This window comes from Microbispora sp. KK1-11 (genome assembly GCF_006874435.1).
GTDB classification, from domain to species: Bacteria; Actinomycetota; Actinomycetes; order Streptosporangiales; family Streptosporangiaceae; genus Microbispora; species Microbispora catharanthi.
Window position 1 is genome coordinate 1 of record NZ_VIRJ01000025.1, and the last position, 23758, is coordinate 23758.

At 72.2% G+C, this 23758-nt stretch carries 20 protein-coding genes and 1 pseudogene; 8 read left to right on the plus strand and 13 right to left on the minus strand.

The window, feature by feature from the left end:
- Window positions 1-604: fumarylacetoacetate hydrolase family protein (locus FLW16_RS29580; RefSeq protein WP_142563421.1), on the minus strand; the 604-nt coding region annotated here is incomplete at its 3' end.
- 228 nt (window positions 605-832) lie between these two features.
- Between FLW16_RS29580 and FLW16_RS29585 the strand changes: the two genes are divergently transcribed.
- Both FLW16_RS29585 and FLW16_RS29590 read left to right on the plus strand, forming a co-directional pair.
- Window positions 833-1576, plus strand: coding sequence for a dienelactone hydrolase family protein (locus tag FLW16_RS29585; protein ID WP_142563422.1), 744 nt, complete (start codon window positions 833-835; stop codon window positions 1574-1576).
- An 11-nt stretch (window positions 1577-1587) separates the two neighbouring features.
- Entirely contained in the window at window positions 1588-1875 is a 288-nt protein-coding gene (locus FLW16_RS29590; protein WP_142563423.1) for a DUF6295 family protein, read from the plus strand.
- Between the two features lie 110 nt (window positions 1876-1985).
- Here FLW16_RS29590 and FLW16_RS29595 read toward each other — a convergent pair whose 3' ends face one another.
- From FLW16_RS29595 to FLW16_RS29610, 4 genes are all read right to left on the minus strand, one after another.
- Entirely contained in the window at window positions 1986-2708 is a 723-nt protein-coding gene (locus tag FLW16_RS29595; protein ID WP_221891343.1) for a GNAT family N-acetyltransferase, read from the minus strand.
- Window positions 2709-3041: 333 nt separating this feature from the next.
- Window positions 3042-5618: an MXAN_6230/SCO0854 family RING domain-containing protein gene (locus FLW16_RS29600; RefSeq protein ID WP_142563425.1), complete on the minus strand. Its 2577-nt coding sequence runs from the start codon at window positions 5616-5618 to the stop codon at window positions 3042-3044.
- A gap of 233 nt (window positions 5619-5851) precedes the next feature.
- Entirely contained in the window at window positions 5852-7249 is a 1398-nt protein-coding gene (locus FLW16_RS29605; protein ID WP_142563426.1) for a hypothetical protein, read from the minus strand.
- Window positions 7250-7305: 56 nt separating this feature from the next.
- Window positions 7306-7998, minus strand: a complete 693-nt coding sequence (locus tag FLW16_RS29610) for a TetR/AcrR family transcriptional regulator (protein WP_142563427.1) — start codon at window positions 7996-7998, stop codon at window positions 7306-7308.
- Between the two features lie 167 nt (window positions 7999-8165).
- Between FLW16_RS29610 and FLW16_RS46275 the strand changes: the two genes are divergently transcribed.
- The 5 genes from FLW16_RS46275 to FLW16_RS29635 are packed head-to-tail and all read left to right on the plus strand — an operon-like array spanning window position 8166 to window position 13829.
- On the plus strand, window positions 8166-9260 hold the full coding sequence (locus tag FLW16_RS46275) for an ABC transporter ATP-binding protein (protein ID WP_142563428.1): 1095 nt from the start codon (window positions 8166-8168) through the stop codon (window positions 9258-9260).
- Complete coding sequence (locus tag FLW16_RS29620; RefSeq protein WP_221891344.1) at window positions 9257-10264, plus strand: ABC transporter permease; 1008 nt, start codon at window positions 9257-9259, stop codon at window positions 10262-10264. The genes FLW16_RS46275 and FLW16_RS29620 overlap by 4 nt, the downstream gene beginning before the upstream one ends.
- Window positions 10261-11067, plus strand: coding sequence for an ABC transporter permease (locus tag FLW16_RS29625; protein ID WP_142563429.1), 807 nt, complete (start codon window positions 10261-10263; stop codon window positions 11065-11067). Before FLW16_RS29620 ends, FLW16_RS29625 begins: the two co-directional genes overlap by 4 nt.
- 6 nt (window positions 11068-11073) lie before the next feature.
- The gene (locus FLW16_RS29630) at window positions 11074-12192 is read left to right on the plus strand and encodes an extracellular solute-binding protein (RefSeq protein ID WP_142563430.1); all 1119 of its coding nucleotides are present in this window, start codon (window positions 11074-11076) and stop codon (window positions 12190-12192) included.
- A 14-nt stretch (window positions 12193-12206) separates the two neighbouring features.
- Window positions 12207-13829, plus strand: coding sequence for an amidohydrolase (locus FLW16_RS29635; RefSeq protein ID WP_142563431.1), 1623 nt, complete (start codon window positions 12207-12209; stop codon window positions 13827-13829).
- A 10-nt stretch (window positions 13830-13839) separates the two neighbouring features.
- Here FLW16_RS29635 and FLW16_RS29640 read toward each other — a convergent pair whose 3' ends face one another.
- From FLW16_RS29640 to FLW16_RS29655, 6 genes and pseudogenes are all read right to left on the minus strand, one after another.
- Window positions 13840-14310, minus strand: a complete 471-nt coding sequence (locus FLW16_RS29640; RefSeq protein ID WP_142563432.1) for an SPW repeat protein — start codon at window positions 14308-14310, stop codon at window positions 13840-13842.
- A gap of 125 nt (window positions 14311-14435) precedes the next feature.
- A pseudogene (locus FLW16_RS45460) lies at window positions 14436-15388 on the minus strand (glycoside hydrolase family 15 protein); the annotation flags it as partial.
- A complete protein-coding gene (locus tag FLW16_RS45465) occupies window positions 15271-15909 on the minus strand; it encodes a trehalase-like domain-containing protein (RefSeq protein ID WP_312847165.1) in 639 nt (212 codons plus the stop codon). The gene FLW16_RS45465 and the pseudogene FLW16_RS45460, both read right to left, overlap by 118 nt.
- A 56-nt stretch (window positions 15910-15965) precedes the next feature.
- Window positions 15966-17324: a D-arabinono-1,4-lactone oxidase gene (locus FLW16_RS29650; RefSeq protein WP_142563433.1), complete on the minus strand. Its 1359-nt coding sequence runs from the start codon at window positions 17322-17324 to the stop codon at window positions 15966-15968.
- A gap of 37 nt (window positions 17325-17361) precedes the next feature.
- Entirely contained in the window at window positions 17362-17484 is a 123-nt protein-coding gene (locus FLW16_RS45470; protein ID WP_260615705.1) for a hypothetical protein, read from the minus strand.
- A gap of 13 nt (window positions 17485-17497) precedes the next feature.
- The gene (locus tag FLW16_RS29655) at window positions 17498-18190 is read right to left on the minus strand and encodes a peroxiredoxin (protein WP_142563434.1); all 693 of its coding nucleotides are present in this window, start codon (window positions 18188-18190) and stop codon (window positions 17498-17500) included.
- A gap of 171 nt (window positions 18191-18361) precedes the next feature.
- On the opposite strand from FLW16_RS29655, the gene FLW16_RS29660 reads away from it, so the two are divergent.
- A complete protein-coding gene (locus FLW16_RS29660; protein WP_142563435.1) occupies window positions 18362-18997 on the plus strand; it encodes a class I SAM-dependent methyltransferase in 636 nt (211 codons plus the stop codon).
- Between the two features lie 22 nt (window positions 18998-19019).
- On the opposite strand, the gene FLW16_RS29665 is transcribed toward FLW16_RS29660, so the two are convergent.
- Together FLW16_RS29665 and FLW16_RS29670 are read right to left on the minus strand one after the other, a co-directional pair.
- Window positions 19020-20279 carry an MFS transporter gene (locus tag FLW16_RS29665; protein WP_142563436.1) on the minus strand — a complete coding sequence of 420 codons (1260 nt, stop codon included), beginning with the start codon at window positions 20277-20279 and terminating at the stop codon, window positions 19020-19022.
- 166 nt (window positions 20280-20445) lie between these two features.
- Entirely contained in the window at window positions 20446-23730 is a 3285-nt protein-coding gene (locus FLW16_RS29670) for an amidase family protein (protein ID WP_142563437.1), read from the minus strand.
- Between the last annotated feature and the right edge of the window lie 28 nt (window positions 23731-23758).

A 23758-nucleotide genomic window follows, 5' to 3' on the forward strand; every position in this document is an offset into this window, starting at 1 on the left:
GCAACCCCAGCGCCTGCGGATCACCCACCTCATCGGCCGTCACCAGCCACGGACCCAGCGGATTGAACGTCTCACACGACTTGCCCTTGTCCCACTGGCCCCCACGCTCGTTCTGAAACTCCCGCTCCGACACATCGTTGGCGACCGCATACCCCGCGATCACCCCCGCCGCCTCCTCCGGAGACGACAAATACCGCGCCGTACGACCCAGCACCACCGCCAACTCGACCTCGTAATCGGTCTTCACACTGCCCCGCGGCACCAGCACCACATCATCCGGCCCCACCACCGTGTTGGACGCCTTCATGAACACCACCGGCTCAGCCGGAACCGCCGCCCCCGTCTCCTCCGCATGATCGGAATAGTTCAACCCGATACACACCACCTTCCCCGGCCGCGAGACCGGCGCGCCCACCCGCTCAAACGGCCCCACCTCCGGCAACCGCCCCTCCGCCACAGCCGACCGCACCCGCTCCACACCACCCCCCGCCAGGAACGCGCCGTCGATATCGGCCGTCAACGACGACACATCCAACACCCGCCCATCCGGCGCGAGCACGCAGGGCCTCTCCGCACCCACCGGACCCACCCGCAACAGCTTCACGATCGCCTCCTCCGCAATACACCCGATGTCTCGACTTGCCGAGCCTGCCACAACCCCAAGGTCCACGTAAAGATCGAACCGTTCCGGTGCGACCATGACGAGTAGCGATGCCACATTCATCCGATCACTGATAGGGGGCTACTTAGTTAGCCAAACTAACTACTAAGGTGGGCTCCCGGCACCGCCATCTCACGGGCAGCGCTGTGATCACAGAGAAAGGGAATCGGAATGACGGACGCGATGTGGGCCGGCACAGTCGCCGTGACCGGGCACGAAGGCGCCGAACTCGAAGCGTATGCGGCGCGGCCGCTCGCCTCCGGGCCCCACGGCGGTGTCGTGGTGATCCATCACCTGCCCGGCTACGACGAGGCCACCAAGGAGATGGTCCGCAGGTTCGCCGCGCACGGCTACGCGGCTATCTGCCCCAACCTGTACTCCCGGGAGGGCGCCGGCGTCAGCCCGGACGACCAGGCCGCCGCTGCCCGGGCCAAGGGGGGCGTCCCGGACGAGCAACTCGTCGGCGACGTCGCCGGCGCCGCGGACTACCTCAAAAGCCTGGAGCACGCCAACGGCAAGATCGGCGTCATCGGCTACTGCTCCGGTGGGCGGCAGACGTTCCTGGCCGCCTGCTCGCTCCGGATCGACGCGGCCGTCGACTGCTACGGGGCCTTCGTGGTCACCGCGCCGCCCGCCGGTTCCCCGCTCAAGGCCGAACCGTTGATCTCCCGGGCCGCCGACCTGTCCTGCCCGCTGCTCGGGCTTTTCGGCGCGGACGACAAGTTCCCCTCGCCGGACGAGGTGGACGTGCTCTCCGCCGAGCTGGACAAGCTCGGCAAGGAACACGAGTTCCACGTCTTCCCCGACGCCGGCCACGGGTTCTTCTCCGTGGACCGGCCGGCGTATCGGCCCGCCGCCGCCGTGGAGGGCTGGAAGAAGGTCTTCGGTTTCTTCGGCCGCCACCTCGCCGCCTGAGGAGAACGGAAATGTGCACCTATCTCACCGAGAAGATCCGGATCGACGGCGCCGCCAAGGGGGCGTCGGGCTGGTTCACCGTCACCGACGGCATGGTCTACGTCGACCATCCCTACCACGCGTGCCAGGAGCACACGGTGAACATCGACCTCACCAACCCGGCCGAGGGCCCGTCGGCCCGGGTCGCGATCGAGCTGACCGAGGAGGCGGCGCTCGCCCTGGTGGAGGCCATCCACAAGGCCCTGGCCGCGGCGCCGCCCGGGCTCGCGTCGGCCGCCCGCCGATCCGCCTCCGTCTGATCCGCCTCCAATTGATCCGGCCCCGTCCGCCGGCCGCGCGACGCCCGCCCCGGGGTGAGTGGGCAGGGGTGAGTGGGCAGGGGCCACGAACGGCCGGCGGACGGCGCGCGTCAGTTGTCGAGCGACATGTACAGGCGGGTGCCGCCCGGCCGGAAGCCCACGCGTTCGTAGACCCGGCGCGATCCGTCGCCGCTGTACTCCAGCCACACCGACCGTGCTCCCCTGGCGAGCATCGCCTCGGCGAGCGCGGCGGTGACCGCGGCGGCGATGCCCCGCCCGCGGAAATCGGGGCGGGTGCCGACCCCGGCGAGCTCCGACGTCTCCACGGCCGGAGCGGAGCACATGGCCGCTCCGGCGCAGCCGCCGCCTGGCGCCCGGACGAACCGGACCGCGCCCCCGCTCTCCTCCGTACGGCGCAGCCGGGCCGCGCCCTCCGGCGACGAGGCGAACTCCCCGCTGAACGCCTCGGACAGGGCGGCGTCGATCGCCACGTAGTCCTCGTCCGTGGACGGCGTCTCCACAGGGAGTACGGCCGGCGGCGGCGTCAGCGTGGCCGGGGTGCAGACGAGGTAGTCGTGCACCGCCTCGACGGTGAACCCGGCCTCGTGAAGCGCGGGCTCCACGGCGGGCGCGGCGTCCGGGGCGAACTCGAGACGAGGCTTGAGGCCGCGCTCGCGGAACGCCCCGATCAGCGCCGCGACGTCCCGCCCGCCCGGCCGGGCGCCGGGCAGGGGTGTCGCGTAGTTGACGTACGGGCTGGTGGTGCCGGGATCCACGCCAAGGACGAAGCCCCCGATCTCGACGAATTCGGGACGGCGGCGAAGGTTGGCCACGGCGAAACTCTGGACATCGATGCCCACGGTGATATCGACCTCACGAATGACAAGGTGGAGCGGTTCGCCCGCCGCCCGGAGCGGAGGGGTGAACTCGCATGGCGAAGCCATCCCGACGGGATGGAGAAGGTGCACCAGGGCACCGCCACGTGGGGCCGCCGTGAGACGGTGAAGGCAGTGAACCGACGACGCGGGAGCGTACCGGTCAGTGCCGACGACGGCCGCTGGGGGACGCCGAGAACATAGGCTTCGTTCCTTCGCTGTTACTCGTGTGAAGCACGAGCAACTTCCCACGCGGGTCCGTGAGCGCGCAAACGGTTATTTCCGGCGGGGTCAGCGCGTCGCGGGGGCGAGCATGCCGACGAGGTCGGAGGCGTCGAGAGGGCGGATCACGGCGGGGTCGAGACGGGCAGGGTGCAGGGCGTAGACCTGTGCCCCCTCGCTCACCCGCACGTCGTCCTCCAGCACCACGGCGAGACCCGCTTCCGCCGCGGGGTCGGCCGCCTGCCGTACGCCGAGGCGGGACGCGAAGGCGGCGGCGTCCTCGCCGGGACGCCGCGCGTGCCGGCTCACGGCGCCGTCGCGGTGCCGTACGACGACCTCGCGGGCGCGGGCGGCGGCGTGCCAGCAGGCGACCTCCCACAGGGTGACGCGCTCGCCGAGACCGTAGGCGTCCTCGGCGGCCGCGCCCAGACGGGCGAGTTGCTCCTCGTGTTCGTACACGTCGTGGAACCCGCCGAACGCGGACACGTTGAGGTCCACCCAGCGCATCGTGCGCGACCAGAGGTCGGCGACGAGCGGGACGAGGATCTTGGCCGGGCCGGTCAGGTCGAAACGCTGTCGTACGGCGAGCGGGTCGAACAGGCCGTCCGGATCGTCCATGAACCCGGCGAAGCCGCGGGCCAGGTCGTCGAACGGCACGTCGTCGTAGCTGAACACGACGGGCACCACGTATCGGCCGCCGGTCGCGCGCAGCGCGGCAACATCGAGGTCCACGAACTCCGACGCGCCCAGCGGCTGGGGCGCGGAGGTCAGATCCCCGGAGTGCACGGCGGCGCTCGCGCCGAGCCGCAGGTTCGTGTAGTCGCACAGCCCGACGAACTCCCACCGTGCGTCGAACACCGCCACCGACAGGTCCAGATCGACCTTCTGATCAGCGGGCTCCGCCCAGTGCAGGAACAGCCGGATCCGCGCGCCGTCCGGCAGGGGCCGGACGCTGCCGCGCGGCAGCCGAACCAGCGAGGCCGAGGCGGACCGCTCCGCCTCCGGCGCGAGCAGGTCGGCTAGCTCCTCGTCCAGCAGCGCGGTCTCGACGGGCGGCAGCGCGGCGGCCCGGCGCAGCATCTCGCGGGTCAGCACGGCGGTCAGGGCGGCCACGGTCTCGGGGGCGAGCTCCTCGCGGGCGTCGGGCCCGGCCCAGATCCGCGCCGCTCCCCCGCGCGGCAGGAACATGCGGGTGCCGCCCGGCGGCGTGCGCAACTGGCCCAGGGTGGCGATCAGCACGGCCGGGGCGACGTGCGGCGCGGCGGCGCGCAGGGCCTCGGCGAGATCGGCGGCGGGCAGGCGGCGAGCGAGATCGGCGGTGCGCCGCAGCAGCTCTCCCGGCCGGCCCGCCAGCAGGGCGAGGGCCTCGCGGGGCTCGCTCCGCAGCGCGGCCTCGAACCGCCCCGCGAAGGTGCGGGCGCGCAGCCTTACGCCGTCGAACGCCAGCAGGTCCCCGTGGGCCGCCGCGCGCTCAAGCAGGACGTCCGCCATCGGCGTGCCCTTCCGCAGCGGGGTGCCGCGCAGCACGGCGAACGCCAGGGCCGCGTCCGGGTGACGCCGGTGGAACTCGTGCGGGTGCAGCACCTCGGCCATGTGCCGCCACTGCGCCGGGTAGCGGTGCAGGTCCTCGATCAGGTACGGCAGCGCCTGCCGGTCCAGCGCGGCGAGGAGCGCGCGGCGCACCGGCCGGGACAGGCTCGTGCGGCGCGGGAGGCGGGCGCGCAACCCGGGGTCGCCGCCCATGAGGGCGTGGAGCAGCCGCAGCACATCGGTCGCCGTGTCGGCGTGCCGCGTGAGCAGGGCCAGGTCGCCGTGCCGTACGGCCGTGGCCAGGACGACGGCGCGGGTCTCGCGGGCCGGGATCCGCTCGGGCAGCCAGCCGGCCGACTCGGGCCAGAAGCGATCGACGATCTCGGCGACGACCGCCCTGTCCTCCGCGCGCGGCGCGGCCTGCCGGGACAGCAGCGGACCCAGCAGGTCGCGGGCCCGGGCGGCAGGGTCGTCGCACAGCCCGAGCAGGGTCAGCGTCTCCGGCACCCGGCCATGCCACCCGACGGCCGGGGCGTAGACGTCGTCGGCCGGGCGCAGGAAGGGATCGCCGGGGTCGATCCGGCGATGGCAGATCGGGCAGGCGCTGTAGTCCGCGCCGTCCCAGCACGCCCGGCAGACGAGGTGCGCGCACGGGGACACCGGATGGACGGCGGCGACCTCCCCGCACAGCACGCACGGCTGCTCCGGCCGCTGGAGCAGCAGGGAGAACACCCTGCGGACGAACAGCTCCACCGTGTCGGCGGGGACCGACTCCGGGAAGCGGCGGAACAGCGGCGTGTGCACGACGCGCCCGCCCAGCTGGGCCGACAGGGCGGAGACGAGCGCGCGGCCCGCCTGCCCGAGATCCCCTGCGTCCAGCTCGGCCAGCCGGGCACGCAGCGGCGCGCTCAGCACGTGCCCCAGCTGGAGCAGGTCGGACTCCAGCGCGACCACCCCGTCGGCGACGGTGGCGAGGGGCCGTTCCCGGCGAGACGAGCGCGACGAACGGCCGGAGCCCTCGGGGCCCGGGACGGCGGCTTCCCGCTCCACGGCGGGGACGAGAAGGTCGGGGGCGATCAGCCGCTGCCGCATCAGCAGCTCCGCCAGCCGGTCCACGGGCGTCCTCCTTGTGTGCGAGCGATCGGGCAGGCACCGAGAAAGTGAGACGGGGCGGAGAACGGACGCACTAAAGCGATTTATAGATCGAGAAGGAAGCACGTCCAGGAGCCGCCCCTTGGCCTGTCACCCTAGCCCGCAACCCGATCTTGTGTCGTCCCCTTTTACGCGGCCCCTTGCGGGGCCGCCCAGTCGGCCGGAAAGTGGAGCGGGTGACATCGGCTTTCCCGCGCTCAGGATCGGGGGAGGTATTCGACGGTCCTGCGCCCGCTGCCGGGATACACCATGATCAGAAGGTGCTGGGGCGTGCCCGCCTCCCATTCCGGCTTCCTGTAGTGCACCCGGACGCGGTAGCGGCCCTTGCCCCGGAAGGCGAGGTCGGGCAGTTCGCTCTCGCCGACCATGGGGTCCATGAGTTCGATGTGACCGGTCGGGCTCTCGTAGCCGATCTCCACCACGTGGTCCCAGCCCTTCACCTCGACCGGAGGCCGCCGGCGGTACAGCTCCGCGGTCAGGCAGTTGTCGTAGTCGGAGTGGCTCCGGATGATCAGATGCCCCGGGACGGCGGCGACGAGATCGCCCGCCGCCATGGACCTGAGCAGATCGTCGTCGAACGCGTCCTCCGTCTCGGAAGACTCGATCACCCCGTAGTCGGTGCCCATCCGGGTCCTCATGACGCGTACCGGCCTGGTCAGCGGCCGGTGCCGGGCCGCGTCGCACACCCGCTGGTCCGCCGCCTCCCGCGCTTCGAATTCGGCTTCCTCGGCCGCCTTCTGTTTCCGCAGGTCCGCCTCGGCCGGCGGGCAGATGGCGGCGGCGAAGTACGCGTCCGCGTCGCCCGGCCGGTAGGCGTCGCACACGGCACGCCCGTAGGCGATCAGGTCACGGTCGGAGACGTTCCGGAAGCGACCGCTCGCGCGTGCGCCGCAGAGGAAGGCCCGCTCGCCCGCGCCGTACGCCAGCACGTCGAGCTCCCCGGGCACAGAGCCCTCCCCCGGGCGGAGTTCGCAGGGACGACGGGCGATGTCCCCTACCGCCAGGTCGGCGACCGGCAGGAACGCCACGAGTGCCAGCGCGGCCAGCGGCGCGGCGCTCCTGCGCACCCACGGGGGGCGCGTCAGGGACCGTAGCAGCCGCCCGGCCCTGTGCCGGGGAACGCGCACCGCGGCCAGCGCGCACAGGGCGGCCACGGCGGCGACGGCGTCCGGGACGACGAAGAGGCCGACCCCCGGAGGTCCGCCCCACCTGTCCAGGCACTGGGTATCGCGTGCGATGTCGAGCGCGAACGCCAGCGGGGCGAGTCCGTACAGGACGAGCAGCGGCGCCACCGCGACGCGGGCCAGTACGCGTCCGGCGCGGAGGCCCCCTCTCCTGGTGGCGGCCCAGTGCGTGGTGGCCCAGTGCGCAAGGAACGCGAGGACGATGCCGGGAAGCCCCGCGTACCACGCCAGTGGGAGGTACACGCGGGCCGGCCACCACAGGGCCGTCGCCGAGTCGTAGAGATCGCGCGCCGGGCAGTACCCGAACGAGAACCAGCCGAAGCCCGTGTTCGTCAGGGTCAGGTCGTAGGCCAGCCCGGCCGACGACACGACCAGAGCGACGGTCCACCACCAACGCGATCTTCTCGACACGACGCGCCACGCTACCGCCCGCCGCCGACATCCGGCGGCGGGTCGTGACCGCCGGCTCAGTCCTGGCCGGCGGGCGCCGCACCGGCCGGATTGGAGGGCCGTTCCGGGGCGAGCGTGCGCAGGCCGACGAGGAAGATCTCCAGCGCGGTCTCGAACTGGGGGACCGTGACGGGCGGCAGGTGGGGGGCGCACTCGGCGAGCCGCGGATAGCGGTCCCGGCTCTGCGCCGCGTAGACCAGCGGCGCCCCGGCGTCACCCTCGCGCACCTCCGACGGGAGCATCACGAACGACGCCTCGAAGGCCGCCCAGGCCAGGACGTGGTCGCCGAGAGCGCGCTCGAACCGCGCGGCCTCCGGCGGTTCGAAGCCTCCCTGGCGCAGCGCGTCGAGCAGCACCTCGATGGCGTTGATCTCGGCCTGGCGGCGGGTCGACCTGCTGGCCGCGAGCACCGCGGCCTGGGGGTGGCCGGCGAAGGCCCGGTAGACGCGCATGGCCGCGTCCCGCAGCGTGTCCAGCCAGTCCTCCCCGGGGGCGAACCCGTCCAGCGCCTCCTCGTACAGCCGGTCGGCCAGCGCCCGCACGAGGTCGTCCTTGTCCCGGAAGTGCCGGTAGACCGCCGTCGCGTCCACGCCGAGATGCCGGCCGATGTTCCGGAACGTCAGGGCGCCCGGGCCGCCGCTTTCGACGAGTTCGAGACAGGCGGCGACGATCCGCTCCTGGGAGAGCGCGACGGTACGGCGTGGGGGCATGAGCACATTCTCCTCAGTGAGACGTGACCGTCGCGACACATTCTTCACAACGCGGGAAGCGTTGTCATCACCGTTGACAACGCCGTTTACGCCGTGCTTCTCTTTCCCCACCCATTCGCGGCCCCCCCGCTGCCGAGGCCGCTCAGCTGCTCTTTCGGAGGTCGCCCATGGCTTCAGCGGCGTCTCATGACGGGCTTCGGATCCAGGAAGTCACGCGCCGCTTCCCGGCACCGGAGGGCGGGATCGTCACAGCGCTCGACGACGTCTCCCTGGTGATCGAGCCCGCGGAGTTCTTCGTCCTGCTGGGCCCTTCGGGATGTGGCAAGACGACGCTCCTGCGTACGATCGCCGGTCTCGAGTACCCGGACGAGGGCGAGGTGTGGCTCGGCTCCGAGCGGCTGGACGTGCTCCCGCCGTACAAGCGCCGGGTCAACACCGTCTTCCAGAGTTACGCGCTGTTTCCCCACCTCACCGTGGCGGAGAACGTCTCCTTCGGCCTGGAGATGGAGGGGATGAGCCGCAGGCAGGCGGCCCCGCTCGTGGCCGAGGCGCTGGAGCTGGTACGCCTGCCGGAGCACGGCAGGCGCAGGCCCGCCCAGCTGTCCGGCGGCCAGCAGCAGCGCGTCGCCCTCGCCCGGGCGCTCGCCAAGCGGCCCGAGGTGCTGCTGCTCGACGAGCCGCTCGCCGCGCTCGACCTCAAGCTGCGCCGCGGCATGCAGACGGAGCTGAAGCGGATCCAGCAGACGACGGGGGTGACCTTCGTCTTCGTCACCCACGACCAGGAGGAGGCCATCTCGCTCGGCGACCGGCTCGCGGTGTTCCAGGAGGGCACCGTCGCGCAGATCGGCACGCCGCAGGAGGTCTACGAGCGGCCGGCCAACAGGTTCGTCGCCGACTTCATCGGCGAGACCAGCTTCCTGACCGCCGAGCGCACCGACGCCGGTTACCGGCTCAAGGGCGGGGAGGTGCTCCCCGCCGACCGGGTGAGCGGCGCGGGCGGCACGGGCGGCACGGGCGGCGGAGGAGGCGAGGTGACGATCGCCCTGCGCCCGGAACACCTGGTGATGGGGGGTGCGGACGCCCCGCTGCACGGCGTCGTACGCGAGTCCGTCTACGTCGGCAGCGACGTCCGCGTCGGCGCAGAACTCGCCGGCGGCGAGCGGGTGGTGGTGCGGCTGCCGGTGGGCGCCGCGTTCCCCGAACCCGGCGAACGGGTCGGCCTGGACGTGCTGCCGGGCCGCGGCTGGGCGGTGGCCTCGTGACGCCGCTCACGCCGGAGACCGCGCCGACCCCCGCGAACGAGCAGGCGGACGACCCGGCGACCTCGGCCGCCCCCGGCACCGCACGGGCCCGGCCGGGGCGAGCGTCCTCCTCCGGCGCCCGCCGCGTCCACCGGCCGGCCGGTCAGGGCGCCCGGTCCTCGGTGCTGCCGGGCACGCTCTTCCTGCTGGCCCTGGTCGGCGCCCCGCTGGTCGTCGTCGTGGCCTACTCGTTCATGTCGCGCGGCATGTTCGGCGTCGGCGTCGCCGGGCCGTTCTCCGTCGACTCCTACGTCCGGCTGCTGTTCGACACGCAGCTCGACGGCTCGACGACCTTCGATCCCCGCTACATCGGCGTGTTCTGGCAGTCGATCTGGCTCGCCGCGCTCACGACCGTCTGCTGCGCCGTCCTCGCCTTCCCGATTGCGGTGTGGATGGCCACCAGGTCGCCGCGCACGCGGGCGCTGCTCGTCTTCGCCGTGACGATCCCCTTCTGGACCAACACGCTCGTGCGGACGTACGCCTGGGTGCTGATCCTCAACGACAACGGGCCGGTCGGCGACCTGCTCGGCACGCCGATCGGGCTGCTCTACACGCCGTTCGCCACCGCCGTCGGGCTGGTCTACGTGTCGCTGCCGTTCATGATCCTTCCGGTCTACTCCAGCGCGGAGAAGTTCGACTTCCGCCTGGCCGAGGCGGCCTACGACCTGGGCGCCCGGCGGCTGACCGTCCTGCGGCGCGTCGTCTACCCGGCCGTGCGGCCCGGGCTCGTCGCGGGGGTGGTGCTGGTCTTCATCCCGTCGCTCGGCGCGTTCCTCCAGCCGCAACTGCTGGGCGGCGGCAAGTCGCTGATGATCGGCAACCTCATCGAGCAGCAGTTCGGCGCCTCTCGAAACTGGCCGCTCGGCTCGGCCGTGGCGGTCGCCCTGCTGGTCCTCACCCTGCTGACCCTCATGGGGTTCGCGCTGGCGGGTCGCCGCGGCGACCAGAAGGTGAGTCTGCTGTGAACCGCGAAGCGAACCGTACACGGCGCGTCGACCTGCGGCGCTTCCCCGCCTTCGCCACGATCTCGGTCCTGCTGCTCGTCTTCCTCTACCTTCCCCTGCTCGTCGTCGTGGTGTACGCGTTCAACACCGGCAGGATCGCCACGATCTGGGAGGGCTTCAGCCTCCACTGGTTCGGCGACGTGGCGGCCAACGCCGACATCAGGAACGCGACGCTGACCTCGCTCCAGGTGGCGGCCGTCGCCACGGTCTGCTCGGTCGTGCTGGCCATCGGCATCGCCCTCGGCCTGGCCGCGCTGCGCCGTACGGCACGGGGGGCGGTCATGCTGGTCGCCGGCGCGCCGCTGGTGCTGCCGGAGATCGTGCTCGCGGTCGCGACGCTGGCGATGTTCGCCTTCCTCGACGTGCCGCTGGGCATGACGACCGTGACCCTCGCCCACATCGCGTTCTGCGTGCCGTTCGCGCTGCTGCCGATCCGGGCCCGGCTGGCCGACATGGACCAGCGGGTGTTCGAGGCCGCCGCCGACCTCGGCGCCTCGCCCTGGCGGGTGTTCCGCCGGGTCACCCTCCCGCTGCTGGCCCCCGGCATCGTCGCGGGCGCGCTGATGGCCTTCATCGTCTCCCTCGACGACTTCCTGATCACCTTCTTCGTCGCCGGACCGGGCACCACCACGCTCCCGATCTACATCTACGGCATGCTCCGCGTCGGCATCACCCCGGCCGTCAACGCGCTGTCCACCCTGATCCTCCTCGTCTCCCTGCTCGTTCTCGCGGCGGCGTACTTCGCCGGCCGCAAGAGAGGCTGACCGCACATGGTTTCGAAGCACCGGCTCCTCCCCCTCACGGCCCTTCTCGGGGCGGGCGTGCTCGCGCTCGCCGCCTGCGGCGGCGGCTCGACCGGCACCGCCGCCTCCGGCTCCGGCTCGGATTCCGGCGGCTCGGGGGCGTTCCCCGCCAAGGGGAGCGGCGAGCTGAACCTCTACAACTGGACCGACTACATCTCCCCCGACCTGCTCAAGCGCTTCGAGTCCGAGACCGGGATCAAGGTGCACCTGGACACCTTCGAGTCCAACGAGGGGCTGCTGGCCAAGCTGCAGGCCGGCGGCACCGGCTACGACGTGATCGTGCCCAGCGACTACATGGTGCAGCAGATGGTCCAGCTCGGCCTGCTGCAGGAGATCGACGCCGACGCCTTCCCCAACGGCAAGAACATCGAGCCCGAGTTCAAGGACGTGTACTTCGACCAGGGGCGCAAGTTCACCGCTCCGTACATGCATGGCACCACGGGCATCGCGGTCGACGAGGCGAAGGTCGGCGGCAAGGTCACCAGCTGGGCGGAGTTCTTCAACCCGCCGGCCGGCGCGAGCGGCAACATGGGCATGCTGAACGACTCCAACGAGGTGGTCGCCGCGGCGTTGCGCGCCGTCGGCGCCAAACCGTGCAGCGAGACTCCGGCCGACTACCAGAAGGTGCAGGCGCTGCTCTCCGGGGTCAAGGGCAAGCTCAAGGTGATCAGCTCCGACGGGCAGATCGACCGGATGACGTCGGGCGAGACCACGCTGGCCATGATGTGGAACGGCGCCTTCCACCGGGCCTCGGTGAAGAACAAGGGCATCACCTGGGTCTACCCCTCCGAGGGCCTGCCGCTGTGGCAGGACAACTTCGCCGTGCCGAAGGGCGCGCGCAACGTCGACAACGCCAAGATCTTCATCAACTGGATGCTCGACCCGAAGAACGCCGCCGAGGCCACCAACTTCGTGGGCTACGCCAACGCCGTCACCGGCTCGGACGCGTACATGGACAAGGACCTCGCCAAGGATCCGGCGATCAACCCGCCCTCGGACAAGGCGGCACTCGCGCAGCCTGTGCCGCCCTGCTCCCAGACCGCCCTGGATCTCTACGACAAGGTCTGGACGGACTTCAAGAGCTGAGAGGACGACGACAGATGCACGCGGACCTGCTGTTCGTGAACGGCCACGTCTTCACCGCCGACCCCGCCGCGCCGCGAGCGCGGGCGGTGGCCGTGCGGGACGGCCGTGTCGTCGCCGTCGGCGACGACCATGACGTACGCGACCTGCGCGGACCCGGGACCGAGGTCGTGGACCTGGCGGGCCGGCTGCTCGCGCCCGGCTTCCAGGACGCGCACGCGCACCCCGTGATGGGCGGCCTGGAACGGCTGCGCTGCGACCTGTCCGAGATCACCGACCGCGGGGGCTACCTGGACGCCGTCGCCGCCTACGCCGCCGCCCGTCCGGACGACGAGTGGATCACGGGCGGCGGCTGGTCGATGGACGCCTTCCCCGGCGGGACCCCGGTGAAGGAGGACCTCGACGCGATCGTGCCCGACCGCCCGGTGTTCCTGCCGAACCGGGACCACCACAGCGCGTGGGTGAACTCGGCGGCGCTGCGCGCGGCCGGGATCACCCGCGACACACCCGACCCGGCCAGCGGGCGCATCGAGCGCGACGCGGCCGGCGAGCCGACCGGCACCCTGCACGAGGGCGCGATGGCGCTGGTCGAGCCGCACCTGCCGGTGACCTCGCACGAGGACTACGTGGAGGCCCTGCTCGTCGCCCAGGCCCACCTGCACTCGCTGGGCATCACGGCGTGGCAGGACGCGATCCTCGGCGACTACGCCGGGCACCGCGACGTCACACCCGTCTATCTCGACGTCGCCGGGTCCGGACGGCTCACCGCCCGGGTCCGGGGCGCGCTGTGGTGGGACCGCGAGCGCGGCGCCGAGCAGATCCCCGACCTGATCGGCCGCCGGACCGCCGAGGGCGGGTTCGCCGCCGCGAGCGTCAAGATCATGCTGGACGGCGTGGCGGAGAACTTCACGGCCGCCCTGCACGAGCCGTACCTCGACGGATGCGGCTGCCTCACGGGCAACCGCGGGATCGGCTTCGTGGACTACGCCGAACTGCCCCGCTACGTGACGCTGCTGGACGCCGAGGGCTTCCAGGTCCACTTCCACGCGATCGGCGACCGGGCGGTGACCGCCGCGCTGGACGCGGTCGCCGCCGCGCGCGCCGCCAACGGCCCGTCGGGCAACCGCCACCACGTCGCCCACATCCAGGTCGTCCGGCCGCAGGACGTCACCCGGTTCGCCGAGGAGGGCGTCACCGCCAACATGCAGCCGTTCTGGGCCTGCCACGAGCCGCAGATGGACGAGCTGACCATTCCCTACCTGGGCGAGGAGCGGGCGGCGTGGCAGTACCCGTTCGGGGCCCTGCACCGGGCCGGCGCGCCGCTCGCCATGGGCAGCGACTGGCCGGTGAGCAGCCCCGACCCGATGTGGGGCATCCACGTCGCGGTGAACCGGGCCAGGGAGAGCGGCACCACGCCCTTCCTCCCGGGTCAGGCGCTCGACCTGGCGACCGCCCTCACCGCCTACACCGCGGGCTCGGCCCGGGTGAACCACCTCGACGAGACCGGGACCATCGCCCCGGGCATGCTCGCCGACCTGGTCGTCCTGGACCGCGACCCGTTCGCGGCGCCCGTCGAGGAGATCGCGGCGGCCCGCGCGGCGCTCACGTACGTCGCGGGACGGCAGGTGTACGCGGCCTGACCGCCACCGGCTACCACTCACCGCCGGGTGCGCCGACCCCCCGCCGCCTGCCGCCGTGCTCGTGCTGCCGGTAGTTCGCGGCGAACACCAGCCCGCCGAGGCCGAACAGGAAGATGATCGCCCCGGTGACCACGTTGTCCCAGATGGCCGCCGTGGTCGCCGGCCGGCCGCGGATCACCCACGGCGCGATGATCGTCCAGACGCCGAGCACCGGCACCACCCAGCTCATGCCGTACGTGCGGCCGAAGGCGGACGCGCAGCTCATCGCGAGCGCCGCGACCGTCAGCCCGACGATCAGGTTGTTGATCGCCAGACCGCCGAGACCGCTGAAGCCCACGATCCACGGCGAGATGGCGAGACAGACCCCGGCGAGGAACGTCACTCCGTCCATGAGCTGCGCGGGAACGGTCGATCCCGCCCGGTCGTACGTCTGGCGCAGCTCCGTGACGTCCGGGCGGCGTGCCAGCCCTGGTCGCACCATGTCGCGTCACCTCTTCTCCCAGACGGGCCGGGGCGAAGACCCGGACCCCTCGGTTGCATCATGCAACGCCGCAGGTGGCGAAGGGGAGGTCGCGAGATGCGCAGGAAACAGATGGACGACATCTGTCACGCAGATATGTCCGGCGAGGCCAGCGCCCGGGCCGCGTTCACGATGGAGACGTGGCTGTAGGCCTGGGGGAAGTTGCCGGCCTGACGCCCCTTGCGGACGTCGTACTCCTCCGACAGCAGGCCGATGTCGTTGCGCAGGGACAGCAGGCGCTCGAACAGGCGCCGCGAGCGTTCGCGATGGCCGAGCAGGGCGAGCGCGTGGGCGAGCCAGAAGGAGCAGGCGATGAAGACGCCCTCCCCGTCCGGCAGTTCGTCCATGTCGTCGGCCTCGGGCCGGTAGCGCAGGACGAGGCCGTCCTCCGTCAGCTCGCGGCACACGGCGTCGACGGTGCCCGCCACGCGAGGGTCGTCCAGGGGCAGGAAGCCGAGGCGAGGAATGAGCAGCAGCGCGGCGTCGAGACCCTTCGACCCGTAGAACCGGGTGAAGGTGTTGCGGCCGGGGTCGTAGCCGTGCGTGCACACGTCCCGGTGGATCTCCTCGCGCAGGGCGCGCCAGCGGCGGGCGGGGCCGGCCTGGCCCTGCTTCTCGACCGAGCGGACCATGCGGTCCGCCGCCACCCAGGCGAAGATCTTGGAGTGGACGAAGTCGCGGCGCGGGCCGCGCAGTCGATCACCTCGCCGTACACGTCGAACTGGAACTGCCGCGAGGCGGCGTTGCCGATCCGCACCGGCCTCGAGCCCTCGTATCCCGGCAGCCAGTCGACGGTCCACTCGGGAATGTGCCTGCTGCCGTCGACCGTGTACATGATCTGCAGGTCGGCGGGGTCTCCGGCGACGGCCCGCAGCAGCCAGTCGCGCCAGGCCGTCGCCTCGTCCGCGTATCCCGCGCCCATCAGCGCCTGGAGGGTGAACGACGCGTCCCGCAGCCAGCTGTGGCGGTAGTCCCAGTTGCGCGGGCCGCCGATCTGCTCGGGCAGCGAGGTCGTGGGCGCCGCGACGATGCCGCCGGTGGGGGCGTACGTGAGGGCCTTGAGCGCGAGGAGGCTGCTGCCCACGGCCTCGCCGTACCTCCCCTGGTAGCCGCACCGCCCGAGCCACTGTTTCCACAGCCGGTCGGTGGCGGCCAGTTCCTCGCCCGCCTCCAGCCGCCGCGGCCGGCCCTGCCACGACTGCTGCCAGGTGAGCACGAACGGCACCCGGTCTCCCGCCGGCCCCGCACGCCCTCCACGATCCGCACGAGGTCGGGCGCCTCCCGGCGCGGCGGCATGAAGTCGAGGACCCGCACGCACCCGCCGGGATTGTCCCAGGTCGTCTCCAGGACCAGCGTGCCGTCGCGGTAGCGGCGCCCGGTGCACGTCCCCTCGCCCGCCGGGGCCAGCAGCCAGCGTCCCGCCGAGCGGCCGCCCAGGAGCGCCGCGAAGCAGGCTCCGGAGTCGAACCGCGGCAGGCACAGCCAGTCCACCGAGCCGTCGCGGCCGACCAGGGCGGCCGTGTGCATGTCGCCGATGAGGGCGTAGTCCTCGATGCGCATCGTCCTCTCCCGCGATCCCCGGGACTTACCCGGTCACCATGGGACGAATCGGGCGACTAGCCGAGGACGTACCGCTCGACGAACTCGTTGGCGAAGACGCCGCGCGGGTCGTAGTGCCGCGCCAGGGCCGCGAAGTCGTCCAGGCGCTCGTAGCGGGAGCGCAGGACGTCCGCGGGAAGGGTGAACAGCTTCCCCCAGTGGGGCCGCGCGCCGAACGGCGCCAGGCACTCCTCGATCGCGGTGAGCACCGGCGTCACGGCGGCGGTGTCCTTGATCCAGGTGAAGTGGAAGGCCACGGTGTCGCGGCCCTGGCTCGGGCTCAGCCACAGGTCGTCCGCGGCGATCGTGCGGATCTCGGAGATCTGCAGGACCGGGGCGATGCGGTCGCGGATCGCGTCGAGGGCGTGGAACGCCGCGGCCGCGTGCCGCCGGGGCACCATGTACTCCGCCTGGAGCTCCTCGCCGCTGCTCGGGGTGAAGTCGGGCCGGAAGTGCGGCAGGCGCTCGAACCAGGGGCCGGGGACGCCCATCTGGGCCGTGCAGTGCACCGCGGACATGCCGGGCACGGGGTGCCTCGGGCCGTCGGCGAGCGTCGCCCCGAAGAAGCCGCCGCCCGCCTCGGCGCCGTAGAGCCCTCCGGCGGCCGTGGCCCCCTCCAGGCCGCCCGCGGCCGCGTCTCCCGCGAGCCCGCTCACGGCCGCCGCCTCGGCGGGGTCGGCGCCGGCCGCGCCGGCCCGCTCCTTCACCCAGACCTGGTTGATCCGGGAGGTCCGCCAGTCGGTGAACAGGCTGACGCTGTACGCGGCGGACATGACGGCGTCGAACTGGTCGTCCAGCACCTCGGCCGGCAGGCCCTCGTACACGCGCTGGCGGACGTCGAACGACGGCACGACGTCGAGCGTCATGGCGACGACGGCGCCGAGGGCGCCCAGCGCGACGACGGCTCCGGCGAACCGATCGCCGTCCGCGTCGCGGCTCAGCGTGACGAGGTCGCCGTCCGCGGTCACCATCTCGATCGCGCGTACGGAGGTGGCGAGACCGCCGTTGGCGTCGCCCGAGCCGTGGGTGCCGGTCGCGCAGGAGCCCGCGACCGAGATGTGCGGCAGGGACGCGAGGTTGGGCAGGGCGTAGCCCTTGTCGTGCAGACGGCGGCCCAGCTCGCCGTACCGGACGCTCGCCGCCACCCGCACCGTGGACGACCCGCCGTCGATCTCGATCTCCGGCGGCAGCGCGTCGAGCGAGATCAGCGCGCCCGGGGAGTCGGCGATGTGATTGAAGGAGTGGCCGCTGCCCAGCACACGGGCCTTCTCGGTCCGCGCCACCAGGGCGCGCACCTCCTCCACCGAGGAGGGCCGCTCGACCGCCGCGGCCCCGAAGGTGATGTTGCCCGCCCAGTTTGTCACCAAATGAGTCACAGAGGAGTTCTACCTGACCGCGGCGCCCACGTGGTCGTCAGATGCCCACCTGCGTGCGGTTCACCTTGCCGGTGGCGTTGCGGGGCAGGGGCTCGGTCCTGATCGTCCAGCGCGACGGCACCTTGTATCGGGCGACACCGGCGGCCGTGTGCTCCCGCAACTCGTGCTTGCGGTCAGGCGCCGCGGCCGGGGAGGCTGGCGAGATACCAGTCGACGAGCTTGAGCCGCTCGTCGGCCAGCCTCGCCTCCACCTCGGCCTGGGTCTTCGGCGCACCCAGCAGCACGTCGTCGCCCGGCCGCCAGTTGGCCGGGCAGGAGACGCCGTCGCGGTCGGCCGTCTGCAGCGCGTCCACGAGCCTGAGGATCTCGGGTACCATCCGCCCCGCGTTCATCGGGTAGTAGAGGATCGCGCGGACGACCGACTCCGGGTCGATCACGAACACCGCGCGGACCGCCGCCGTCGCCGACGCGTTCGGGTGGAGCATGCCGTACGCGCGGGACACCCGCGTGTCGAGGTCGGCGATGATCGGGAAGGGGATCGTCACGCCGAGCCTGTCCTCGATGGCGCGCGTCCAGGCGAGGTGGCTGTGCACGGAGTCGACCGAGTTGCCGAGCAGGGCGACGTCGCGGGCGGCGAACTCCTCCGCCAGCTCGGCGAACGCGACGAACTCGGTGGTGCACACCGGGGTGAAGTCGGCCGGGTGGCTGAACAGCACCAGCCACCGCCCGGCGTAGTCGGCGAGCCTGACGGGCCCGTGGGTGCTCTGGGCTTCGAAGTCCGGCGCCCTGTCGCCGATGAGCGGCAGCCGGGTGGGTTCCACCTCCGGCGTCGTGGGGTTCACCGCAGAGGTCGCGGCAGAGGTCATGGTCGGTTCCTTTCCGCGTCACGCCGCCCGGATGGGGCCGGCGCGGTCCATCGGGCCCGTACCCGCGAAGACGGGCGGCGACCACGACCGTTTCGCCCCGATTCGGTAATGCCGCAGGTCATGAGGGCCGGTGCCGGGCGGGAATGAACGAGGGACGGGAAGGGGGGCGCCATGCCGACGACCAGGGTCAGCCATCCGCTGTTCGCCCGCTTCTACACGTGGTTCAGCCAGGTGCTCGACCGGCAGGGCATGTCCGGGCAGCGCGAGGCGCTGGTGGCGGGGCTGGCAGGCCGGGTGATCGAGGTCGGCGCGGGCAACGGGCGGAACTTCGCCCACTATCCGCCGTCCGTCACCGCTGTGCTGGCCGTCGAGCCGGAACCGCGGCTGCGGGCGGTCGCCCGCGACGCGGCGCGTGGCGCGCGGGCGCGGATCGAGGTCGTCGGCGGCCTGGCCGACCGGCTCCCGGCCGCCGGCGGCGAGTTCGACGCGGCGGTGGTGTCGTTCGTGCTGTGCTCGCTGCCCGATCCCGTCGCCGGGCTGCGGGAGATCCGCCGCGTGCTGGCCCCCGGCGGGCGGCTGCGCTTCCTCGAACACGTCCGCGCCGGGCCCACGGGCTGGGCCAGGGCCCAGGACATGCTGGACGCGACCGTGTGGCCGTGCCTGACCGGCGGCTGCCACACGGGCCGCGACAGCGTGGCGGCCGTCGAGGCGGCCGGCTTCACCGTCGAGTCGCTGGAGCGCTTCGTCTTCCCCGCCCGCGTCCGCAGCCCCATCTCCTTCTGCGTACGCGGCGAGGCCCGGTCCTGAGACCCGAGCCCGAGCGAACGGCTCAGCGGGTCTCCGGGCGGCTCGCCAGGGCGTCGTACCGCCGGAAGGCGGACACGCCGAAGCCGGTCACCAGGACCAGCAGGGCGCACACCAGGCCGCCGCCGGCCCAGGAGGGCACGAGCCCGAAGGCGTCCGCGGTGGCGCCCGCCCGCAGGTCGCCCAGGCGGGGCCCGCCCGCGACGACGACCATGAACACCCCCTGCAGGCGTCCGCGCATCTCGTCGGGCGCGTAGGTCTGCAGGATCGTCTGCCGCCAGACGGCGGAGGCGAGGTCGGTCGCGCCGCCGATCGCCAGCAGCGCCACCACCAGCCACAACGGCTGCGCCAGCGCCGCGGCGGCCACCGTCACGCCCCACAGGGCGATGACGAGCGTGAGCGCCACCCCCTGGCGGCGTACGCGGCCGACCCAGCCGGAGAAGACGCCGGCGACGACCGCCCCGATGGCGATGCTCGCCGACAGCCAGCCGAACGCCACAGCCGACCCGCCGAAGCGCTCGGCCGCCATCTCCGGGAACAGCGCCCTCGGCATCGCGAACGCCATCGCGATGATGTCCACCACGAACGACATGAGCACGACGGGCCTGCTCACCACGTATCTGAGCCCGTCGACCACCGAGCGCAGGCCCGGCCGGGAGATCTCGCCGACGGGCGCCAGCGTCGGCAGCCGTACGGCCGCGTAGAAGCCGGCGCCGAACAGGACGGCGTCGATGAGGTACGCGGTGGCGTACCCGCCCTTGGCGAGCACCACCCCGGCCAGCAGCGGCCCGACCACCGTGCCGATGCTGCTGACGAGGAAGTTGAGGGTGTTGGCCGCGGGGACCCGCTCGGTGGGCACGATGCGGGGAATGATCGCCCCGCGCGTGGCCGAGGTGACGGCGAAGCCGATCGACTGCAGGGCGATGACGGCGAGGATGAGATAGACGCTGCCGAGCCCCGACCAGGCGTGCAGCAGCAGGGCGACGGTGGACAGCCAGGCCACCACCGAGCCGGCCAGCAGGAGCCTGCGGCGGTCCATCGCGTCGGCGACCGCGCCGCCCCACAGGCCGAAGACGACCAGCGGGACGAGGCTCACCGGCCCGAGCAGGCCCACCCACAGGGACGACCCCGTGAGGTTGTACACCTGCCCGCTGACGGCCACCGAGGTGAGCTGGAAGCCGATGAAGGAGACGCCCTGCCCCACCAGCAGCCGCCGGTACGCGGGAATGCTCAGGGGCCGGGTGTCGAGGGCGACACGCTTCAGAACTGCCTGTACCCCCGCCACCCTTACCTCACCGACCAGGACATATCGAGCATTTCGCGTACTTTACCCTGATCGCGGTCGAGGTCCGGCGACCGATGCTCTCCAGGCGATCATGGGAAGGCCGAAGGCCCGCGCCGGGCGGCGCGGGCCTTCGGGACGGACCTCAAGGACCTTCGAATCGGAGCGATCAGCGGCGCGGGCCGGACTGCAGGAGGCGGTCACCCGGGTTGCACAGCTCTCCCGTGAAGAACGTGCTGCCGGGCACGCACCGCCACATGCTCGGGTTGGTGTCGCTGGGCGCGAGCCGGACGGCGGTCGCCTGCTCCAGGGCGTAGCCGTCGGCGAGCAGGGTCGCCTCGCTGAAGGCCGTGCCGACGAGCGCGACGCCGATCGGGTTGCGGCCCGCCGAGCTGTTGGTGGCGCCGTACCCCGCGGGCAGGGTCAGCACCGGGTAGCCCGCGCGGTCGGCGTGACCGACGAGCGCGTTGCCGGACGGCACCAGCACCGCGTCGAAGTCGTCCGACGGGTCGCCGGGGGTCCCGTTGGCGAGGATGCCGTCGATCAGCGCGCGGGCGGACGCCTGCCCCGCCTGCAGATCGGAGGTGTACGCCGCGCCGGTGGCCGGGTCCGACAGGTCCACGGCCTGCGCGTCGAGCAGCTGACCCTGCTGGTACTTCAGCCCCTCGACCGGGTTGGCGTCGTTGTAGTCGATGACGTCCTGCAGGGACCTCGCCCCGGGCCCGCGCTCGGCGCCGGACAGGTAGGCGTTCAGGTCGCGCTTGAACTCCCGGCTCACGATGCTCGCCGGGTCGGGGCTCGGGGTGCCGACGGTCACCGTGATCGTCGTGGCCCCGAGCGACTGCAGGGCGCTCACCACCGCCGGGTACGGCCCGGACGTGCTCGATATGACGGCGATCCGCTTGCCCTGCAGGGCGGTCTTCGACAGGCCCGCCGTGTAGTCCTTCACGGGTGCGTCCTTCGTCGCCGGGTCGGCCGGATCGGCCCCGGCCATCGCCGTCAGCGCCTTCGCCGCGTCGTACACGGTACGGGTGATCGGCCCGGGGGCGTCCTGCGACTTGGCGACCGGCAGCGTGCCGGTGCGGCTGACCAGCCCGACGGTCGGCTTCAGCCCGACGACGCCGGCCGCGTCGGCGGGGGCCACGAGCTGGGCGGAGTCGGGCGAGGTCTCCATGCCGACGGTGAACGCCGCCAGCCCGGAGGCCGTCGCCGCCGCCGATCCCGCGGACGACCCGGCCGGAGTCTTGTCGGTGTCCGACGGAAGCAGCACCTGACCGGCGAGGGAGGAGTACCCCTCCGGCAGGTTCGCGTCGAACACACCGTTCAGCTCGGTGATGTTCGTCTTGCCGAGGATGATCGCCCCGGCGGCCTTGAGCTTGGCGACCACCGTCGAGTCCTTCGCCGGCCGCAGGTCCTGCAGTGCGATCGAGCCGCCCGTCGTCGGCAGCGAGTCCACGTCGAACCCGTCGTTGACCAGCACGGGAAGGCCTGCCAGCGGCCCGAGCGGGTCATGCTTGCCCTTCTTGTCCTTAGCCGCCTTCTCTCGCTCCTTGTCGGCCTTGCGGGCCTCCTTGATCGCATCGGTGTTGACGGAACGTACCGCCTGGATGGCCGGGCCCTCGGCGTTGGTGAGCGCGATCCGGTAGAGGTACGCCTTGACCAGGGCCTCCGAGGTGAGCGTGCCCGCGGCGAGCCGCGCGGACAGGCTCTGCGCCGACTCGGTCTCCAGCGAGAACGGCAGCGGCGCCGGCGCGCCGCCGAGCATCTTCATGATCGTGTCGTAAGCGGGGTTGCAGTGCCCGCGCGAGGCGTACGGCTCCGCCGGGACGGTGGGCGCGCACCGGTACATGCTGGGGTTCACGTTGCCGGCCGTCTGGCGCAGCTTCGTGGCCTGCTCGATGACGTAGCCGGCGCCGATCAGGTTGTACTCGTCGTACGCGTTGCCGTGGATCTGCACGTTGACCGCACGGCGGGTGGTGGCGTTGTACCCCATCGGGATCGTCATCGACGGGTACCCGGCCTGCGGCCCGTTCGGCACGCTGCCGAGGATCGCGATCACGGGGTCGGCGGGCTGGGAGGGGTCGGAGCCGGGGTAGGTCATCATGTCGTCGATGGCCTTGTGCCAGGCCGCCTTGCGTACGGGCAGGTTCGCCCGGTAGGCGGTCTCGTTGGCCCCGCCGGGGGTGACGTCGGCGTTCAGCGCGCCGAGGTGGTTGTTGTTGCCGTACTTCAGGGCCTGGTGGGCGTTGGCCTGGTTGTCGGCCACCTCTTCGGCCAGCGACTTGATCGGCGCCTGCGAGCCGAGGCGCTTGTAGTACTCGTCGATGGTCTTGTGCTGCTCGTACCCGCTGGGCAGGTTGGGGATCGCCGGGATCGACACGGTCGGCCGCGGCACCATGATCGCGCCGGCGGCGACCAGCGCGTCGTACGCGATCTTGAGCGGGCTGCCCTCGGTGAGCGTGCCGTTGTAGCCGATCTTCTTGCCCTTGACGAAGCCGAGGTCCAGGGCCTTCATGTAGTCCGGCACCTGGGCGGGCGGGGTGGGGATGACACCGGTCTTCAGGTAGTCGTCGCCGAAGACGGCGCGGTATTCGGCGTCGCTGTCCGGGTCGGGCCCGGCGATCGACTGGAGGGTCATCGCGGCGTCCGGCACGCTGCGGACCATCGGCCCCGCGGTGTCCTGCGAGGCGCTGATCGGCGCGATGCCGTACCCGGGGACGAGCCCGACGGTCGGCCGCAGCCCGACGAGGCTCTGCGTGCTCGACGGGCTGATGATCGAGCCGGAGGTCTCGGTGCCGATGCCCAGCGTGGACATCGCGGCGGCCATCGCCGCGCCCGTGCCGGAGGAGGAGCCGCTGGGGTTCTGGTCGGCGTCGATGCCGTTGATGACCTGCCCGGTGAGGTTCGCGAACCCGGACGGCTGGTTGCCGAAGCTGTTGGCGAACTCCGACAGGCCGACCTTGCCGAGGACGACCACCCCGTGCTCGCGCAGCTTCTTGGTGATGCCCGCGTCGGTCGCCGGGAACGAGTTACGCAGCGAGTAGTTGCCGGCCGAGGTGTACATGCCCTTGACGTCGATGAGGTCCTTCAGCAGGATCGGCAGCCCGTGCGCGGGCCCGAGGACATGCCCCTTCGCCCGCTGCCTGTCGGCCTCGGCGGCCTCCTTGAGGGCGTCCGCGTTGAGTTGCGTGACGGCGTTCAGGCCCGGTCCGCGCTTGTTCAGCGCGTCGATCCGGTCGATGTACATCTGGGTGAGCTCGACAGAGGTGAGCCGACCCTGCTCCATCATGGCCTCGGCCTTCGCGCCGGTGAGCGTCTCCAGATCGAGTACGGGTGGCCGGTGGCCCTTCGCGGGCTCTTCAGGCGGCGCTTTGGCGGACGCCGGCGCCGCCGTGAGCGGGATGACGAGGGAAAGGGTGAGGAGAGACCAGAGGACGGGACGAGCCTTGCGCACGAGGTGCTCCTTGGGGAAACCCAGTGAT

Excerpts from the sequence above, each read along its gene's own strand:
- FLW16_RS29585 (WP_142563422.1), top strand. The coding sequence starts at position 833 with ATGACGGACGCGATGTGGGCCGGCACAGTCGCCGTGACCGGGCACGAA.
- FLW16_RS29590 (WP_142563423.1), top strand. The coding sequence starts at position 1,588 with ATGTGCACCTATCTCACCGAGAAGATCCGGATCGACGGCGCCGCCAAG.
- FLW16_RS29610 (WP_142563427.1), bottom strand. The coding sequence starts at position 7,998 with ATGCCCCCACGCCGTACCGTCGCGCTCTCCCAGGAGCGGATCGTCGCC.
- FLW16_RS46275 (WP_142563428.1), top strand. The coding sequence starts at position 8,166 with ATGGCTTCAGCGGCGTCTCATGACGGGCTTCGGATCCAGGAAGTCACG.
- FLW16_RS29630 (WP_142563430.1), top strand. The coding sequence starts at position 11,074 with ATGGTTTCGAAGCACCGGCTCCTCCCCCTCACGGCCCTTCTCGGGGCG.
- FLW16_RS29635 (WP_142563431.1), top strand. The coding sequence starts at position 12,207 with ATGCACGCGGACCTGCTGTTCGTGAACGGCCACGTCTTCACCGCCGAC.
- FLW16_RS29640 (WP_142563432.1), bottom strand. The coding sequence starts at position 14,310 with ATGGTGCGACCAGGGCTGGCACGCCGCCCGGACGTCACGGAGCTGCGC.
- FLW16_RS45465 (WP_312847165.1), bottom strand. The coding sequence starts at position 15,909 with ATGCGCATCGAGGACTACGCCCTCATCGGCGACATGCACACGGCCGCC.
- FLW16_RS29655 (WP_142563434.1), bottom strand. The coding sequence starts at position 18,190 with ATGACCTCTGCCGCGACCTCTGCGGTGAACCCCACGACGCCGGAGGTG.
- FLW16_RS29660 (WP_142563435.1), top strand. The coding sequence starts at position 18,362 with ATGCCGACGACCAGGGTCAGCCATCCGCTGTTCGCCCGCTTCTACACG.